The following is a 16,364-nucleotide window of genomic DNA, read 5'->3' as shown; positions in this document are numbered from 1 at the left end:
TTGCACGGTGCGTGCCAGTTTCGTAACGTGTTGAACCGCCGTGAATTTCTGATTTGCCGACGCTTCGAGTGGTAAAACGCACCACGAAACCATCGTAAATTCCGCCAACTTACGGGATCAACCGGCGCAGACCCGATCGCGTCCCTGTTTCTTGGCGGCGTACAACAGGCGGTCGGCCCGCAAGAACGCGATTTCGGCGACCTCGTCGGCATGGATCGCCGTCACGCCTGCGGAAAACGTGATGGTCCCGAGCGCGGTGTCGGTCTCCCGGTTGCGGAAGCGCTTCGCGGCCACGACCGCGCGGACCGAATCGAGCAACTCGGCCGCCTCCGCCAGGCCCAGCCCCCCGAGCAGCACGGCGAATTCCTCGCCGCCGTGGCGCACGACCAGGTGCGGCGCGCATTCTGCGGCCATGGCTTGGCCGATCGCGACCAGCACCCGGTCGCCGACGCCGTGGCCATGGAGGTCGTTGACGCGCTTGAACCGATCGATGTCGCAGACCGCCAGGCAGTACGGACCTGCGTCCAGATCGCGCGCGGCATAGGCTTCTTCGAAGGCGCGTCGGTTGGGCAGGCCGGTCAAGACATCGCGTCGTGCCGTATCCCGGGCTTCGGCCAGTTTGGCGCGTAGCGCATCGGTTTCCGCCGTGGCCAGCGCCAGCCGCACCTCGCTGTCGTGGATCCGCGCGATCATCGAGCTCGTGATGCGGGTGATCTCGTCGAGTTCGGCCAGATGCGTGATCGCCGCCGCGCTTTGCGCGAGTTCATGTCCGAAACCTTCGGTCTCGGCCTGCATCGTTCGCACGATCTGCGCGAACCCGTCGACCTGCTGCTGCGTCTCGATCACCAGCGCGATCGCCGTGTCGGTCCGCATCTCGATGCTAGGCTTGGCGGGCGCCGCTGCATCGGCGTCGGTGCGCGACAGGACGAGGGGAGGGCCCTGTACCACCTGCCCGCCAAGTCGCTCGATATCGTGTCGGGTCAATCTGATGCCGAGGTCGGTCTGCTGCCGTACGGCTTCCGCCAACTCGCTGTCAGGTGACGATAATACGGCAAAGGCGAAGGCGTAGTGGGCGGGATCGGGGCTGAGTTTCTGCGCGTCGAGGAACCTACCGATCCGTTCGAATATCGTCTCGTTCGGAAATGACCCGGCCGTAGTTCTGGCCGCCTGTACGTCGCGCATCTCGTCCCCCGAGTTCTCGCAGTCTCCGATAAACCCGAAAGCGTTAGAATTAAGTCACCAAACCGGCAGGTAATTGCCGGTTCGATGACTATAGGCCGGTGACGACCGAGCCTCATCCATCAAGCGAGAACAACGCTCCGTGTTCGATGGCTTACTTGCCGGTGAGTTTCTCGACTGCGGCAAGTGTCGTCGAGACGTGCGCCGCGGGGTTCATGTCGTCATGGACGAACGCGATGCGACCGTCCTTGGCAATGACGTAGCTGGTCCGCTTGGTGATATCCCGACCCGCCATCTGCTTGCCGAGCGCGACGTCGTAGCCTTTGACCACGCCCGGCCCTGCGCTCGCGACCGCGAACTTACCCGCACACTTCTCGGCCGAGAACTTGCTCAGCGTCTCGACATTGTCCGCCGACATGCCGATCACCGTTGCGCCAGCCTTGGTGAACGCCGGGATCGCCTCGGCAAAGGCATGCGCCTCGGCGTTGCAGCCGCCGGTGTACGCGGCGGGGAAGAAGTACAGCACGACCGGGCCCTTCTTGAGCTGCTCGGCGAGATGGACCGTGAACACCTTGCCGGCGATCGCGCCACGCGTCGTAAAGTCCGGAGCCCTGGCGCCGGGTGCGAGCGCGGCGAAGGCGGGCGTTGCGGCGAGAAGAGCGGCGGCGGCGAGAGTCGAGACGAGGCGCATGGACGATACTCCGGTTGGATTGCAACGACCTACGCCGACGTGAGCGTTCCGTCCATTGCTCCCTGCGTCAGGGGCCGATAGGCAGGGGCCATGCCAGTGACCCAAGCCGATATCGACCTCGCGCACCGCCTCGCGGATGCTGCGGGCCACGTCATCCGACCCTATTTCCGTCATGAGCACGGCGTCGAGATCAAGGACGACCAATCCCCCGTGACGCGCGCCGACCGCGAGGCCGAGGCCGCGATGCGCCGGTTGCTCGATGCCGAGCGCTCGGGCGACGGCATCATCGGCGAGGAGTTCGGCGAGAAGCCCGGCGTCACCAACCGCAAATGGGTGCTCGACCCGATCGACGGCACGCGCAGTTTCACCGTCGGCCGGGCAATCTTCGGCACGTTGATCGCGCTGGTCGAGGATGGCTGGCCGGTCCTTGGGATCATCGACCAGCCGGTTCAGCGCGAACGCTGGGTCGGTGTCGCGGGCCGCCCGACGACTCTCAACGGCGTGCCGGTTCGCACCCGTGCCTGCCGCGAACTCGCCGGCTCGACGATCGCCACCACCAGCCCGCATCTGTTCGAGGACGGCGATGTGCAGCCCTATCTCGCGCTGGTCGCGGCGATCTCGGGCGGCAATCCGCGCCAGGGCCCGGTCTATGGCGGCGACTGCTACAATTACGGCCTGCTCGCGAGCGGCCATCTCGATGTTGTGTGTGAATCCGGTCTCAACCTCTACGACTTCGCCGCCCTGGTGCCGGTGGTCGAAGGCGCTGGCGGCATGATGTGCGACTGGAACGGCGACCCGCTGACCGCCGCCAGCGAAGGCCATGTGTTGGCGATCGGCGACCCCGCGCGCATGGATGACGTGCTCGAGGCGATGCACCGGTTGCAGGGTGAGGCGCACGATCACGACGATCACGACGGCCACGATCACGGATAGAGATTCCCCTCCCGCCTTCGGGAGGGGCTAGGGAGGACACGACGTACGTACGGGCGTCCGGCATGCGATCAGCCCTCCCCAACCCGCAAGCGGGAGGGAGCACTAAAGCGGTATCGCAAACCGCAAAGCCCCCACATCATCCCCCTTCCGTCATCCCGGCGGATGCCGGGACCCACGGACACGGAGCGCTAGCCGTCTAAGCGGACCCAACCATGGGCCCCGGCGTCCGCCGGGGTGACGGGGGTGTCTGGAGACACAGCCTTGGTTTGGAACTGAGTCGCAGGTACGCCGGCCCAATCCAAGCGGCGCGCGTTGTTCAAACGAACGGGGTTCCAATCAGCCCGCCGCATACTCACCGCCAAGCCCCGCTCACATCTCTATCCGTCATCCCGGCGGACGCCGGGACCCATGGACGCGGAACGCTAGCCATCGACGCGCGCCCAATTGTCGGCGACGGTGCCCGCCTGATGCCAGGATGAGCGAGTTAGGGAAGGGACCGTACAGTTCGCCCGCCCCTTCAGAAGATTCCCAGAAACTTCTTCCGCTGCGCTTTGCCCTCCGCGCGGGTTGGCTCGCCATCCTCGGCCTTGGCGGTGGTGCCATGCCCGACGTCGTCGCGCGGCTGACCCTTGGTCGTCCGCTGCGCCGCTGCCGTCGCCCCGGCCAGCACCGGCCCGCAGGCGGTCGACTTCGCATCGCCGACATCGACGAACGCCAAGATTCCCGCGACCGGCGTCGCGACCAGCGCCAGCCCGAGCCCGCTGCCGACGCGCGCGAGCAGGTCCTTCGAGATCACGTTGAGCTTCGGCGCAGCGAACATCCCGCCAACACTCACGGGCGACTGCCCAGCAAACAGGCTGAACTTCTTCGAATCCGCTCGAAACGCCAGATCCACCGCCTCGTTGCGGAAACTGAACCCGCCGCGGCCGACGATCACGTTCTTGCGGGTATCGATCAGGATCGGGTCCGCCGCAGCCACCCCGCCGCGCACGGTAAAGCCGATCAGCCCGCAGTTCATCTGGACCGGCTCATCAAGCTTGCCTTGGAACATCCGCTGCGCGAACGTGCCGATGTCGAGTTCGGCGAGTTGGACGTTACGGACAGACAGCGCCCCCGACGGCAGCACGAATGCGATCCGGCCGCGCGACGACGCCAGTGAATCGTGAATCGAATCGCCACGACCCTCCAGCCTGATCCGCCCCTTAACGGTCCCGGTCGTCCCAGCTTCGGTTAGCCCATAGCCCTTGAGCAGCCGACCCAGCGGCGTCGGCGCAAGGCGGATGTCGTAGGACACCGCGCTCGGCCGTGCGCGCGTATCGAAGATAACGTCCGAAGCCACGTTGCCGCGCGCCATAGAGAAGGTCAGCGGCGACAGTGCCAGCCGCCCGCGCTCAAGATCGAGCGTCAGGTCGATGTTTGAGATCGGCAGGTTGCGCGACTTCACCACGCCGATCGTCCATTTCAGGTCGGCATCGAAGATCTGCATCGTCGCGACCGGCAGGTTCCCGTCGGGGAGCAGGCGCTGCGGTGCGGCGCCCGTCGCCGCTGCCGCCGCGACAGCTCCCTTCGATTCGACGATGTCGGGATTGAAGCCGATGAACGGCGCCGCATCGATGATGTCGAGACTCTTGGTCGTGAGCACCGAATCGAGATGGATGCGCTCGCCGTTGGTAATCGTCAGCTTGCCCGCGAGATCGGTCCGGCCCGCAAAGCCGCGCAGGTGCGTGAAGGCGTATTCGTCGCCCTGCTTGATGAGCTGCGCGCGCAGCTTGTAGGTCCGCGTGTTCGGGATCGCGACGTCGATCACGCCCAGCAGCGTCGACAGGTTTGCGCCGCGTGCGGTGACGGCGAGCGGCACGTTCTCGACATCGGCGATGCTCGGCAGCGTCCCCGCGACGTCGATGATGTTGCCCGCCGCCCGCGCCCTCGCGACCAGCTTGTTCTGCCCGCGATTGGCGGTCGCGTCGGGCGACAGCAACTGCGCGGTCACCGTGAACGGTGTCTCGCGCAACCGCCCCTTGCCGGTCAGCCCGACCGCGCGGCCGATCGTCGCGTCGACCGAGCGGATGTCGGCGACCTTGAGGTCCGCCAGCACGCGCATCCGCGGATCGAGATAGCGCACCGTCGTGCCCGTGACCGTCGCCACGTCGATCCGCGGGAATTCGAGCGGCTTGCCACCCTTCTTGTTCGAAAACGTCCAGGTGTTGGCCGAATGCGACGCGTTCCACTCCAGATCGACCGCGCCGTTGACGAGATCGAGCCAGTACAGCCGCCGCTTGCCGAAGATCAGCGACAGCGGCGCGATCCGCGTGTCGAGCTTGTCCGCCTGGAACAGGTTGGGCTTGCTCGCCCAGTCGGGGTTCGAGAGCGTGAAGTTCTCCGCATACAGCTTGATGCGGAAGGGCGCGAAATAGAGCTGGAAATCGCCGCGCACGGTCAGCGTCCGATGCGTGAGCGAGCCGACGACGCGCTCGAACGGATGCTTCAGGAAACGCCCCTTGGTGATGTACAGCACCAGCCAGATCGCGACGATGACCGCGACGATCCCGAGCAGGATGTTGCGCAGTATCGGCCGCTTGCGACGTTTTTGCACGGAGGCTGCTTCCGGGGCCGCGGAAGGGGTCTCGATCGGCTGCGTCGGGCTGTCGTCCATGCTTGGCCTATCGCACGACAGCCGCGTCAGTTCCACAACGGTTGATATGGCGGATCATTGCGTCTATGCGGCCCGCTTCCTCGAAGGGAACGCGTTCGACGAATCGCCCGGCCAGTGTGGGCTGCCGCGGCGATTTCAGCGTCCTCCTTCGTAACCGAAAGGATAAAAATGCCCAAGCTGAAGACCAAGAGCGGCGTCAAGAAACGCTTCAAGCTCACCGCCACCGGCCTGCTCAAGCACGGCGTCGCCGGCAAGCGTCACCGTCTGGCGCATCACAACGGCAAGTACATCCGTCAGAACCGCGGCACCAAGCTGCTGTCGAAGGCCGATACCGCAGCAGTGAAGGCCTGGGCGCCTTACGGCCTGCGTTGAGCTGAGAAGGAATTAGACAATGGCACGCGTAAAACGGGGTGTTACCACCCGCGCCAAGCACAAGCGTATTTTGGTTCAGGCGAAGGGCTATTATGGCCGTCGCAAGAACACCATCCGCATCGCCCGTCAGGCCGTCGAGAAGGCCGGACAGTACGCATATCGCGACCGCAAGGTTAAGAAGCGCACGTTCCGCGGCCTCTGGATCCAGCGCATCAACGCCGGCGTCCGCGCCGAGGGTCTGACCTATTCGCAGTTCATGCACGGCGTGAAGCTTGCAGGGATCGAACTCGACCGGAAGGTCCTGGCCGACATCGCCATGCACGAGGGCGCAGCATTCAGCGCCATCGTCGCCCAGGTGAAGGCGGCTCTTCCCCAGGCCGCGTAATTTCGCGACTGAGTTGAGTTTCGGGAGGGCGTCGGTGGGAGACCACCGGCGCCCTTTCTGTGTTTGGGGCTTGGTGGGACGCCCCAACTATGATCACCCCTGCCCCCATCCGTCATCCCGGCGAACGCCGGGACCCATGGTTACGGCGGACCCGGCGATAACGTGCTACCATAACCCGCCCGCTACCGTGGGTCCCGGCGTCCGCCGGGATGACGGGGTGTTGATGGACGAAACTGCGAAGCACTTCGCTTTACAGATCAAGCGGGCGATCAAGGGGAGCACGAAATGCGCGAAACCTTCCAGCCCCGCGTCTACATCCTTCACTCCCGCCGCCACGGCACGCTCTATATCGGCGTCACCTCAAACTTGCTCGCAAGGCTGGTTCAGCACCGAGAGGGGTTGATCCCCGGCTTCACTCGCCGGTACGGCATCAAGCGTCTCGCTTATTACGAGATGTTCGACACGATGGAGGCCGCGATCGTACGTGAGAAGCGGCTGAAGGAATGGCGAAGGGCGTGGAAGATCGAGTTGATCGAAGCGTGTAACGAAAATTGGGACGATCTGGGTATCAGCCTCGGGCTGCCCCGCCTGACCGAACCCGCCCTGGGAGTATGACGTGACGCAAGACCTGAACCAGATGCGCGACCACATGCTGACGGCGATCGCCGCCGCATCCGGGCTCGACGCGCTCGATGCGTGCCGGGTCGAGGCTCTCGGCAAGCAGGGCACGATCACCGCGCTGCTGAAGACGCTCGGCAAGATGACGCCGGACGAGCGTCTCGTCCAAGGCCCGCTGATTCAGGGGCTCCGCGAAGCCGTCGCCAACGGCATCGCCGAGCGCAAGGCCACGCTCGAACGCGCCGCGCTCGACGCGCGCCTCGCCAGCGAAACGCTCGACATGACGCTCCCCGCCGACGCGACGCCCGCCGGCACGATCCACCCCGTGTCGCAGGTCATGGACGAACTCGCCGAGATCTTCGCCGACCTCGGTTTCGCGGTCGCGACCGGTCCCGAGATCGAGACCGACTGGCATAATTTCACCGCGCTCAACATCCCCGAGACGCACCCCGCGCGGGCGATGCACGATACTTTCTACCTGCAGCAGGGGATCGACGCGAAGGCTGCCGGCACCGCCGACGAGAAGACGACCTTCTCGCTGCTCCGCACGCACACGTCGCCGGTCCAGATCCGCACGATGTTGAGCCAGAAACCGCCGATCCGCGTCATCGCGCCGGGCCGCACCTACCGCTCGGATTCCGACGCCACGCACACGCCGATGTTCCATCAGGTCGAGGGTCTCGTGATCGACAAGGGCATCACGCTCGGCCACCTGAAGTGGACGCTCGAGACGTTCGTGAAGGCGTTCTTCGAGCGCGACGACATCGTGCTCCGTCTGCGGCCCAGCTACTTCCCGTTCACCGAACCCTCGGTCGAGATCGACGTCGGCTACACGCTGGTGAAGGGCAAGCGCGTCGTCGGCGGCGCCGAGCCGGACGGCTGGCTCGAGATCCTCGGCTCGGGCATGGTCCACCGCAAGGTCATCGAAGCCTGCGGGCTCGACCCCGACGAATGGCAGGGCTTCGCGTTCGGCTGCGGCATCGACCGGCTGGCGATGCTCAAATACGGCATGGATGACCTCCGTCCGTTCTTCGACGGCGATATCCGCTGGCTCAAGCATTACGGGTTTTCGAGCCTCGACGTCCCCACCTTGTCCGGCGGAGTCGGCGCATGAAGTTCACCCTCAGCTGGCTCAAGCAGCACCTCGAAACCACCGCCACGCTCGACCAGATCGTCGAAGCGCTGACCCGCATCGGCCTCGAAGTCGAAGGCGTCGAGAACCCCGGCGAGAAGCTCGCTGCGTTTAAGATCGCAAAGGTCCTCAGCGCCGAACGCCACCCTCAGGCCGACAAGCTACAGATCCTGTCGGTCGATGCCGGTAACGGTCCGCTCCAGGTCGTCTGCGGCGCGCCCAACGCGCGCGCCGGCCTGGTCGGCGTGTTCGGCGCGCCCGGTGCCTACGTCCCCGGCCTCGACGTCACGCTAAAGCTCGCGAGCATCCGCGGCGTCGAATCCAACGGCATGATGTGCTCGACGCGCGAACTGGAACTCGGCGAGGATCACGACGGCATCATCGAGCTGCCCGAGGACGCGCCGATCGGCACCGCGTACCCGGACTATGCCGGCCTGACCGACCCGGTCATCGACGTCGCGATCACGCCCAACCGCCAAGACTGCATGGGCGTCCGCGGTATTGCCCGAGACCTCGCCGCCGCCGGCCTCGGCACGCTTAAGCCGCTGACGTTCGACGCGTTCACGAGCGAGGGCGCAGGCCCCGATGTCCGCACCGACGATACCGCCGGCTGCCCCGCGTTCTTCGCGCAGACCGTCACCGGCGTGACCAACGGCGAGATCCCCCGAGTGGATGCGCCGCAGCCTGCTCGCGATCGGCCAGAAGCCGATCTCCGCGCTCGTCGACATCACCAACTATCTGATGATCGACCTCGGCCGCCCCCTGCACGTCTACGACCGCGCCAAACTCTCCGGCGGCCTCGTCGCGCGCAAGGCAAAGGACGGCGAGCAGGTCGTCGCGCTCAACGGCAAGACCTACACGCTCGACGCGACGATGACCGTCATCGCCGACGACACGGCCGTGCACGACATCGGCGGCATCATGGGCGGCGAGCATTCGGGCGTCTCCGCGGACACCACCGACGTGCTGATCGAATGCGCGTATTTCGATCCCGACCACATCGCGCGCACCGGCCAGAAGCTGACGCTGACCTCCGACGCGCGCAGCCGCTTCGAACGCGGCGTCGACCCGGCGTTCCTCGAAGACGGCCTGGCCATCGCTGCTGCGCTGGTCCTCCACATCTGCGGCGGCACGGCCAGCGACGTCACCCGCTCGGGCGAGCCCCCGCTCGAACCGCGCGTGATCCACTACGATCCTCGCCTGTCAGCAGACCTCGGCGGCCTCCACGTCGCCCCCGAACGCCAGGCGCGGACTTTGTTGTCGCTCGGCTTCACGATCGGCGCGATCAAGTCCGCCGACGCGTTCAGCGACGCGCTGTTCTCGACGATCGAGGGCAAATGGCCGGTCACGATTCCGAGCTGGCGCCGCGACGTCGACGGCCCCGCCGACCTCGTCGAGGAAGTCGTCCGCATCGAAGGCATCGACACCATCCCCTCGACGCCGCTCCCCCGCATGCCCGGCGTCGCCAAGCCGACCGCCACGCCCGAGCAGAAGCTCGAACGTAGGGCGCGTCGCGCGGCGGCGGCCCGAGGGCTCGACGAAGCGATAACCTGGAGCTTCCTCTCCGACGCCGAAGCCGCGCCTTTCGGTGGCGGTGCCTGGACACTCGCCAATCCGATCAGCGAAGATCTGAAAGTCATGCGCCCCTCGCTGCTTCCTGGTCTGCTCGCAGCGACCGGCCGCAACCTCAAGCGCGGGGCACAGAGCGTCCGCCTGTTCGAGATCGGCCGCCGCTATCTGGCCGACGCCGAGCGCGCGACGCTAGGCGTGGTGCTCGCCGGCGACCGCCGCCCGCGAGGCTGGCGCGAGGGCAAGGCCGCGAGCTTCGACGCGTATGACGCGAAGGCCGAAGCGCTGGCGCTTCTCGCGGCCTCGGGCGCGCCGGTCGATAACCTGCAAGTGATGGGGGAGGCCGGCGACGCCTGGCACCCCGGCCAGTCCGGTACGCTCCGCCTCGGACCGAAGACGGTTCTGGCAAGCTTCGGCATGCTCCACCCCTCCGTCCTGAAGGCCTTCGACCTCGACGGCGCCGTCGCCGCGGTAGAAGTCTACCTTGACGCGATCCCGCCCAAGCGTGCGTCTGGCTTCGCGCGTCCGGCCTACACGCCGCCGGCGCTGCAAGCCGTCCGCCGCGACTTTGCGTTCCTCGTGCCGGCGGCGCTCGCCACCGACACGCTGGTCCGCGCGGTCAAGGGGGCGGACAAGGTCGCGATCGTCTCGGCCCGCGTGTTCGACGTGTTCACCGGGGCAGGGGTGGAGGACGGGTACAAGTCGGTCGCGGTCGAGATCGTCCTGCAACCGACCGCCAAGAGCTTTACCGACGAAGAGATCAAGGCGATCGCCGACAAGGTGGTCTTGGCGGCGGCCAAGCAGGGCGCGAGCCTACGCGTTTAAGCGTGCCCTCACCCTTCCCACGGCCAAGCAGCCGCGGGCCCCTTCCCTCTCCCCCGAGGGGAGAGGGAGAGACGCCGGAGGCGGCGAGGGTGAGGGCACGGGCCGTGTACCTTAGTACCACCCCGGCGAAGGCCGGGGCCCAAGTGGCAAGGCCAGTGTAACGGAGCGATGCGCGTCGTTGGCGACGTCTCCCAATTAGGCCCCGGCCTTCGCCGGGGTGGTGCGCGGGCAGTATCGTGAGCGTTTTGAAGCCTCGCGCGTTTGAAGCTCACGGAAGGAACCCCATGACCGACCTGATCACGATCGCCAACGACCACTTCACCGCGCAGATCAATCCGCACGGTGCCGAACTCACCCACCTCCACGACGCCGATGGCCGCGAACTGATGACCGACGCCGACCCGGCCTATTGGACCGGCCACGCGCCGATCCTCTTCCCCGTCGTCGGCGTCGTCAACGAAGGCGTCATTCGCCTCGACGGCCAGGCCTACCCGATGCAGAAGCACGGCTTCGCGCGCCATTCGACGTTCGACGTCATCGCGCAGACCGAAACGTCGGCCAGCTTCCGCCTCACCGACAGCGAGGAAACCTGGAAGGCCTACCCGTTCGCGTTCGCCCTCGACATCGTCTTCACGTTGGACGGCGCGACGCTCGCGATCGAGGCGCGCATCCACAATCGCACCGACGCGGCGATGCCGGCGAGCTTCGGCTTCCACCCCGCCTTCGCCTGGCCGCTCCCCTATGGCGAGCCCCGCGCCGACCACCGCATCACGTTCGACGCCGACGAACCCGGCAAGCTGAAGGCGATCAGCCCCGACGGCCAGATCGCCGTCGACGAGCGCCCCTCGCCGGTCGAGGACCGCGTAATCGCCCTGCGCGACGAGCTGTTCGCGAAGGATGCGCTGGTCTGGGACCCGGTCCATTCGGACTCGGTGACCTATGGCGCCGAGACCGGGCCGCAGTTGAAGATCGCCTTCCCCGACACCCCCAAGCTCGGCATCTGGACCAAACCCGGCGCGGCCTATGTCTGCGTCGAACCCTGGCACGGCATCGCCGACCCCGAAGGCTATACCGGCGACTATCGCGACAAACCCGGCGTGTTCGAGGTGGCCGCGGGGGGCACGAAGCGCATCGAGATGAGCGTGACGCTCGTACCCGATCACTGACGAACCCCCTCCCTGGAAGGGAGGGGCAGGGGTGGGTCGGTTTCTGCATTACGGCACGGTTGCGACCAAAGCTGACCTACCCACCCCCAACCCCTCCCTTCCAGGGAGGGGGAGCGTTGCGTTTGGGGAGCGGAGGCGCTCCTGCCACCGGTCCTCATCCAAGCCCCTCTGTCCTACACGCCTCGCATCTGCCAATAGCACGCGATGATCGCCGCATGCCGCCTCCGCCCGATCCCGCCGCGTCCCGCGCGGGAAGAGGATTGCGAGCGGCACGTAGCCTGAACTTCCTTACCTTCCGAGCCCAGACTCGGCGCACCGGACCTTATCATGACCCAATTTCCCCGCCGCACCTTCGCGATCATCTCGCATCCCGATGCCGGCAAGACCACGCTCACCGAGAAGCTGCTCTATTTCGGCGGTGCGATCCATCTCGCCGGCGAGGTCAAGGCGCGCGGCCAGACCCGCCGCGCGCGCTCGGACTGGATGAAGATCGAGCAGCAGCGCGGGATCTCGGTCACCTCGTCGGTGATGACGTTCGAGCGCCAGGGGATCACCTTCAACCTGCTCGACACGCCGGGGCATGAAGACTTTTCCGAGGACACGTATCGCACGCTGACCGCGGTCGACTCGGCCGTGATGGTGATCGACGCCGCGAAAGGCATCGAGCCGCAGACGCGAAAACTGTTCGAGGTCTGCCGCCTGCGCAACGTGCCGATCATCACCTTCGTCAACAAGGTCGACCGCGAGGGCCGCGATCCGTTCTCGCTGCTCGACGAGGTGGCCGAGATGCTCCAGCTCGACGTCTGCCCGATGAGCTGGCCGGTCGGCATGGGCGGCGAGTTCGAGGGCGTCTACGATCTCTACGCCAACACGCTGAGCCGCCCCGAGGGCGACAGCCGCGAGTTCATGGGCAAGGCGATCCCGTTCACCGGCATCGACGATCCCGAACTCGCCAAGATCCTCAGCCCCGAAGCGATGATCCGCCTGAACGACGAGGCCGAACTAGCACAGGGCGGCTATTCGACCTTCGACCCCGAAGCCTATCGCGCAGGCAACCTGACCCCCGTCTATTTCGGCTCCGCGCTGAAGGACTTCGGTGTCGCCGAACTGATCGCAGCCCTCGCCGACTACGCCCCGCCACCGCGCGCGCAGCCCGCCGAGCCGGCCCCCATCTCGCCCGACGAGCCCGAAGTCACCGGCTTCGTGTTCAAGGTGCAGGCCAACATGGACCCCAACCACCGCGACCGGATCGCGTTCATGCGGCTCTGCTCGGGCGTGTTCAAGCGCGGCATGAAGCTGACCCCGACCGGCCACGGCAAGCCGATCGCGGTCCACTCGCCGATCCTGTTCTTCGCACAGAACCGTGAGCTCGCGGACGAGGCGTTCCCCGGCGACATCATCGGCATCCCCAACCACGGCACGCTGCGGGTTGGCGACACGCTCAGCGAGAAGGCCACGATCCGCTTTACCGGCCTGCCGAACTTCGCGCCCGAAATCCTGCGCCGCGTCGTGCTGAAGGATTTCACCAAGACCAAGCAGTTGCGCAAGGCGCTCGACGACATGGCCGAGGAGGGGGTCACGCAGGTGTTCTACCCCGACATCGGCTCTAACTGGATCATCGGCGTGGTCGGGCAGCTCCAGCTCGAGGTGCTGCTCTCGCGCCTCGACGCGGAGTACAAGGTCGCGGCCGGGCTCGAACCCGCCCCCTACGAGACCGCGCGCTGGATCACGGCGGAAGACCCGCTCGAACTGAAGACCTTCGCCGAGATCAACCGCGGCGCGATGGCCAAGGACCGCGACGGCAACCCCGTCTTCCTCGCCAAGAGCGCCTGGGAAGTGAACTACATCGCCGAGCGCTATGCGAAGATCCGCTTCGCCGCGACGCGCGAGCGATAGGTTACCCGCTAATCCTCCCCTGTGAGGGGAGGTGGCAGTCCGCAGGACTGACGGAGGGGTATCGCGCTATGAGAACGGGTCACCCCTTCGTCTGCAAGCGCCAGCCACCTCCCCTTGCAGGGGAGAATCACGCGGAAAAGTCAGTCCGCCGCCAGCGCCTCGGCAAGCATATCGCGGATTGCACGCAGGGCAGTCATCGGCGACTCGGCCTGCGCGACGATCTCGCCAGGACCCGGTATCGCACCCGCGCCCTTCTCCCCCGCCAGCAACTGCTGTACGCCGCGCACGGTATAGCCCTCGCGGTTCAAATACTGGTCGATCCGCCGCACCAGTGCGACGTCCTCGGCGCGGTAATAGCGCCGGTTGCCCGCGCGTTGCAGCGGCTTCAGCTGGGGAAAGCGCGTTTCCCAATAGCGCAGGATGTGCTGCGGCAGGCCAGTGTCGCGCGACAGTTCGCCGATCGTCCGAAACGCCGCACTGGCCTTTTGCCCCCGGCATCGGGCAGTGCGTCGTCGGTATCAGGCATATCGGGTGTCAGTCGGCACCGACGATGCGTTCCCGCATCATCTGGCTTGCGCGGAACGTCAGCACGCGGCGCGGCGCGATCGGTACTTCGATGCCGGTCTTGGGGTTGCGGCCGACGCGCTCGCCCTTGTCGCGCAGCACGAACGTGCCGAATCCCGAAATCTTGACGTTCTCGCCCTGCGACAGCGCGCCGCACATCTCGGTCAGGATCTGTTCGACGATCTTGGAGGAATCCGAACGTGACAGCCCGACCTCCTTGTGGAGCGATTCAGCCAAGTCGGCCCGCGTCAAAGTACCCGTCGTCATGATCTTCAAGCTCCCACACTCGGCGAACCTCCTACACAAGCACGTCGGCGACCGGAAGAACTTTTGTTCTACAAGCGAGATCGATATGTTTCGAACGGCTTAGAAGCGGATAACTGCAGCGCCCCAGGTGAAGCCGCCGCCCATCGCTTCGAGCACTATGATCTGCCCCTGCTTGATCCGTTCGTCGCGTACGGCGACGTCCAATGCGAGCGGTACGGAAGCAGCCGACGTGTTGGCATGCTGGTCGACGGTGACCACGACTTTCGCCGGGGCAAGGCCCAACTTCCGCGCGGTCGCGTCCAGGATACGCGCATTGGCCTGATGCGGCACGACCCAGTCGACCTGGTCCGACGCCAGCCCCGCCATCGCCAGCGACTCCGTCATGACCGAGGCCAGATTGGTCACCGCGTGGCGGAAGACCTCGCGGCCCTTCATGCGAAGCTTGCCGACCGTCCCGGTCGTCGAGACGCCGCCGTCGACGTAGAGAAGCTCGTTGTGGCGGCCATCGGCGTGCAGCTTCGTCGTCAGGATGCCGCGGCCGCCTTCGTCCGCGGTGTCCTGCGCTTCAAGCACGATCGCACCGGCGCCGTCGCCGAACAGCACGCAGGTCGTCCGGTCTTCCCAGTCGAGGATGCGGCTAAAGGTCTCGGCGCCGATCACCAGCGCGCGCTTGGCGACGCCGCTGCGGATCATGCTGTCGACCACCTGGACCGCGTACAGGAAGCCCGAGCAGACGGCGGCGACGTCGAACGCGACGCAGTCGTCGATGCCGAGCATCGCCTGCACCTTGGTAGCGCTCGACGGGAAGGTCTGGTCGGGGGTCGCGGTGGCGAGCACGATCAGGTCGATGCTCTGCGCCTCGATCCCGGCCGCGGTCAAAGCCGCGCGGCACGCGTCGGCAGCCAAAGTCGCGGTCGTCTCGCCTTCGCCGGCGATGTGGCGGAAGCGGATACCGGTGCGCTCGACGATCCACTCGTCGCTGGTGTCGACCTGCTCTGCCAGTTCCGCGTTGGAGACGCGGCGCGCGGGCAGGGCGGAGCCGGTGCCGATGACGACCGAACGGATCATGCCGCCTTCTCCACATTGCCGAGATCGTCGGCGATCCGCCGGATCAGATCGTTGCGGACCATCTTGGCGGCATTGCCGATCGCGGTCGCGACGCCGCGATCGGTCGCGCCGCCGTGGCTCTTCACGACGATACCGTTGAGCCCGAGGAATACCGCGCCGTTGTGGTTGTTGGGATCGAGATGATCGCGCAACAATTCGGTGGCGGGGCGCGAGATCAGGAAGCCGAGCTTCGAGCGCACCGAACTGCGGAACGCGCGCTTGAGCAGGTCGGCGACGAATCGCGCGGTGCCCTCGGCGGTCTTCAGCGCGATGTTGCCCGAGAAGCCGTCGCACACGACGACGTCGACTTCGCCGCGCGATAGCCGGTCGCCCTCGATGAAGCCGTTGAACTGCATGTCGACCGCCGGGGTCGCACGCAGCTGCGCGGCCGCATCGCGGATCTCGTCCGTGCCCTTCATGTCCTCGCTGCCGATGTTCAGCAGCGCGACACGAGGGTGCGGGATGTCGAGCGCGGTGCGGGCGTAGGCGGCGCCCATGATTGCGAACTGGACGAGGTTGCGCGCATCGCACTCGGTGTTCGCGCCGAGATCGAGCATCACCATGTCGGTATCGCCCAAGGTCGGCAGACGCGCCGCGAGTGCCGGCCGGTCGATCCCGGGCAGCATCCGCAGCGACAGCTTCGCCATCGCCATCAGCGCGCCGGTATTCCCCGACGACACAGCAGCGGCGGCGCGACCCTGTTTGACCAGGTCGATCGCGATGCCCATCGACGTCTTCTTCGCACGCCGGATCGCCTGGGTCGGCTTTTCGCTCGACCCGACGACTTCTGGCGCGTGGACGATCTCCGAATTCTGCGACAGGTTCGGATGAGCCTTCAGCCCCTCGCGAATCGCAGCTTCGTCGCCGACCAGCAGAAAGCGCATGCCCTCGAATTGATGACGCGCGAGCGCGACACCGGCGAGCATCACTGCCAGCCCGTCATCGCCACCCATCGCATCGACCGCGATCCAGCCGCTGTCGGGCATCATCAATCCTTCGTTCAAGTT

At 66.3% G+C, this 16,364-nt stretch carries 14 protein-coding genes and 1 pseudogene; 8 read left to right on the top strand and 7 right to left on the bottom strand.

What is annotated here, in order from left to right:
• Positions 1 to 117: 117 nt before the first annotated feature.
• Complete coding sequence (locus QP164_RS14110) at positions 118 to 1,182, bottom strand: GGDEF domain-containing protein (RefSeq protein WP_333923545.1); 1,065 nt, start codon at positions 1,180 to 1,182, stop codon at positions 118 to 120.
• A 151-nt stretch (positions 1,183 to 1,333) separates the two neighbouring features.
• Positions 1,334 to 1,870 carry a peroxiredoxin gene (locus QP164_RS14105; protein ID WP_132895774.1) on the bottom strand — a complete coding sequence of 179 codons (537 nt, stop codon included), beginning with the start codon at positions 1,868 to 1,870 and terminating at the stop codon, positions 1,334 to 1,336.
• 90 nt (positions 1,871 to 1,960) lie between these two features.
• Here QP164_RS14105 and QP164_RS14100 point away from each other — a divergent pair, with 90 nt between their 5' ends.
• Complete coding sequence (locus QP164_RS14100; RefSeq protein ID WP_333923544.1) at positions 1,961 to 2,803, top strand: inositol monophosphatase family protein; 843 nt, start codon at positions 1,961 to 1,963, stop codon at positions 2,801 to 2,803.
• A gap of 517 nt (positions 2,804 to 3,320) precedes the next feature.
• On the opposite strand, the gene QP164_RS14095 is transcribed toward QP164_RS14100, so the two are convergent.
• Positions 3,321 to 5,456 carry an AsmA family protein gene (locus tag QP164_RS14095; protein ID WP_333923543.1) on the bottom strand — a complete coding sequence of 712 codons (2,136 nt, stop codon included), beginning with the start codon at positions 5,454 to 5,456 and terminating at the stop codon, positions 3,321 to 3,323.
• A 168-nt stretch (positions 5,457 to 5,624) separates the two neighbouring features.
• Between QP164_RS14095 and rpmI the strand changes: the two genes are divergently transcribed.
• From rpmI to QP164_RS14060, 7 genes and pseudogenes are all read left to right on the top strand, one after another.
• Positions 5,625 to 5,828, top strand: coding sequence for a 50S ribosomal protein L35 (rpmI, locus tag QP164_RS14090; protein WP_031395289.1), 204 nt, complete (start codon positions 5,625 to 5,627; stop codon positions 5,826 to 5,828).
• Positions 5,829 to 5,847: 19 nt separating this feature from the next.
• Positions 5,848 to 6,213 (top strand): 50S ribosomal protein L20, encoded by a 366-nt coding sequence (gene rplT / locus QP164_RS14085; protein WP_056054375.1) that lies wholly within the window; start codon positions 5,848 to 5,850, stop codon positions 6,211 to 6,213.
• A gap of 285 nt (positions 6,214 to 6,498) precedes the next feature.
• Positions 6,499 to 6,828: a GIY-YIG nuclease family protein gene (locus QP164_RS14080; RefSeq protein ID WP_333923542.1), complete on the top strand. Its 330-nt coding sequence runs from the start codon at positions 6,499 to 6,501 to the stop codon at positions 6,826 to 6,828.
• A 22-nt stretch (positions 6,829 to 6,850) separates the two neighbouring features.
• Positions 6,851 to 7,945 carry a phenylalanine--tRNA ligase subunit alpha gene (gene pheS, locus QP164_RS14075; RefSeq protein ID WP_333924268.1) on the top strand — a complete coding sequence of 365 codons (1,095 nt, stop codon included), beginning with the start codon at positions 6,851 to 6,853 and terminating at the stop codon, positions 7,943 to 7,945.
• Positions 7,942 to 10,357 (top strand): annotated as a pseudogene (pheT, locus tag QP164_RS14070) (phenylalanine--tRNA ligase subunit beta). Before pheS ends, pheT begins: the two are co-directional and overlap by 4 nt.
• A 284-nt stretch (positions 10,358 to 10,641) precedes the next feature.
• On the top strand, positions 10,642 to 11,523 hold the full coding sequence (locus QP164_RS14065) for an aldose 1-epimerase family protein (RefSeq protein ID WP_333923541.1): 882 nt from the start codon (positions 10,642 to 10,644) through the stop codon (positions 11,521 to 11,523).
• Between the two features lie 327 nt (positions 11,524 to 11,850).
• Entirely contained in the window at positions 11,851 to 13,419 is a 1,569-nt protein-coding gene (locus QP164_RS14060; RefSeq protein ID WP_132895768.1) for a peptide chain release factor 3, read from the top strand.
• A gap of 140 nt (positions 13,420 to 13,559) precedes the next feature.
• Here QP164_RS14060 and QP164_RS14055 read toward each other — a convergent pair whose 3' ends face one another.
• The 4 genes from QP164_RS14055 to plsX all read right to left on the bottom strand — a co-directional run bounded on the left by QP164_RS14055 (position 13,560) and on the right by plsX (position 16,343).
• The gene (locus tag QP164_RS14055; RefSeq protein ID WP_333924267.1) at positions 13,560 to 13,880 is read right to left on the bottom strand and encodes a MerR family transcriptional regulator; all 321 of its coding nucleotides are present in this window, start codon (positions 13,878 to 13,880) and stop codon (positions 13,560 to 13,562) included.
• 73 nt (positions 13,881 to 13,953) lie between these two features.
• Entirely contained in the window at positions 13,954 to 14,250 is a 297-nt protein-coding gene (locus QP164_RS14050; RefSeq protein ID WP_132734757.1) for an integration host factor subunit alpha, read from the bottom strand.
• A 99-nt stretch (positions 14,251 to 14,349) separates the two neighbouring features.
• Positions 14,350 to 15,318 (bottom strand): beta-ketoacyl-ACP synthase III, encoded by a 969-nt coding sequence (locus QP164_RS14045; RefSeq protein WP_333923540.1) that lies wholly within the window; start codon positions 15,316 to 15,318, stop codon positions 14,350 to 14,352.
• Positions 15,315 to 16,343: a phosphate acyltransferase PlsX gene (gene plsX, locus QP164_RS14040; protein WP_132895865.1), complete on the bottom strand. Its 1,029-nt coding sequence runs from the start codon at positions 16,341 to 16,343 to the stop codon at positions 15,315 to 15,317. The genes QP164_RS14045 and plsX overlap by 4 nt, the downstream gene beginning before the upstream one ends.
• Between the last annotated feature and the right edge of the window lie 21 nt (positions 16,344 to 16,364).

The organism is Sphingomonas sp. LR59 (assembly GCF_036855945.1).
Lineage (GTDB): Bacteria > Pseudomonadota > Alphaproteobacteria > Sphingomonadales > Sphingomonadaceae > Sphingomonas.
This window is presented reverse-complemented; position numbering and strand designations above follow the sequence as displayed.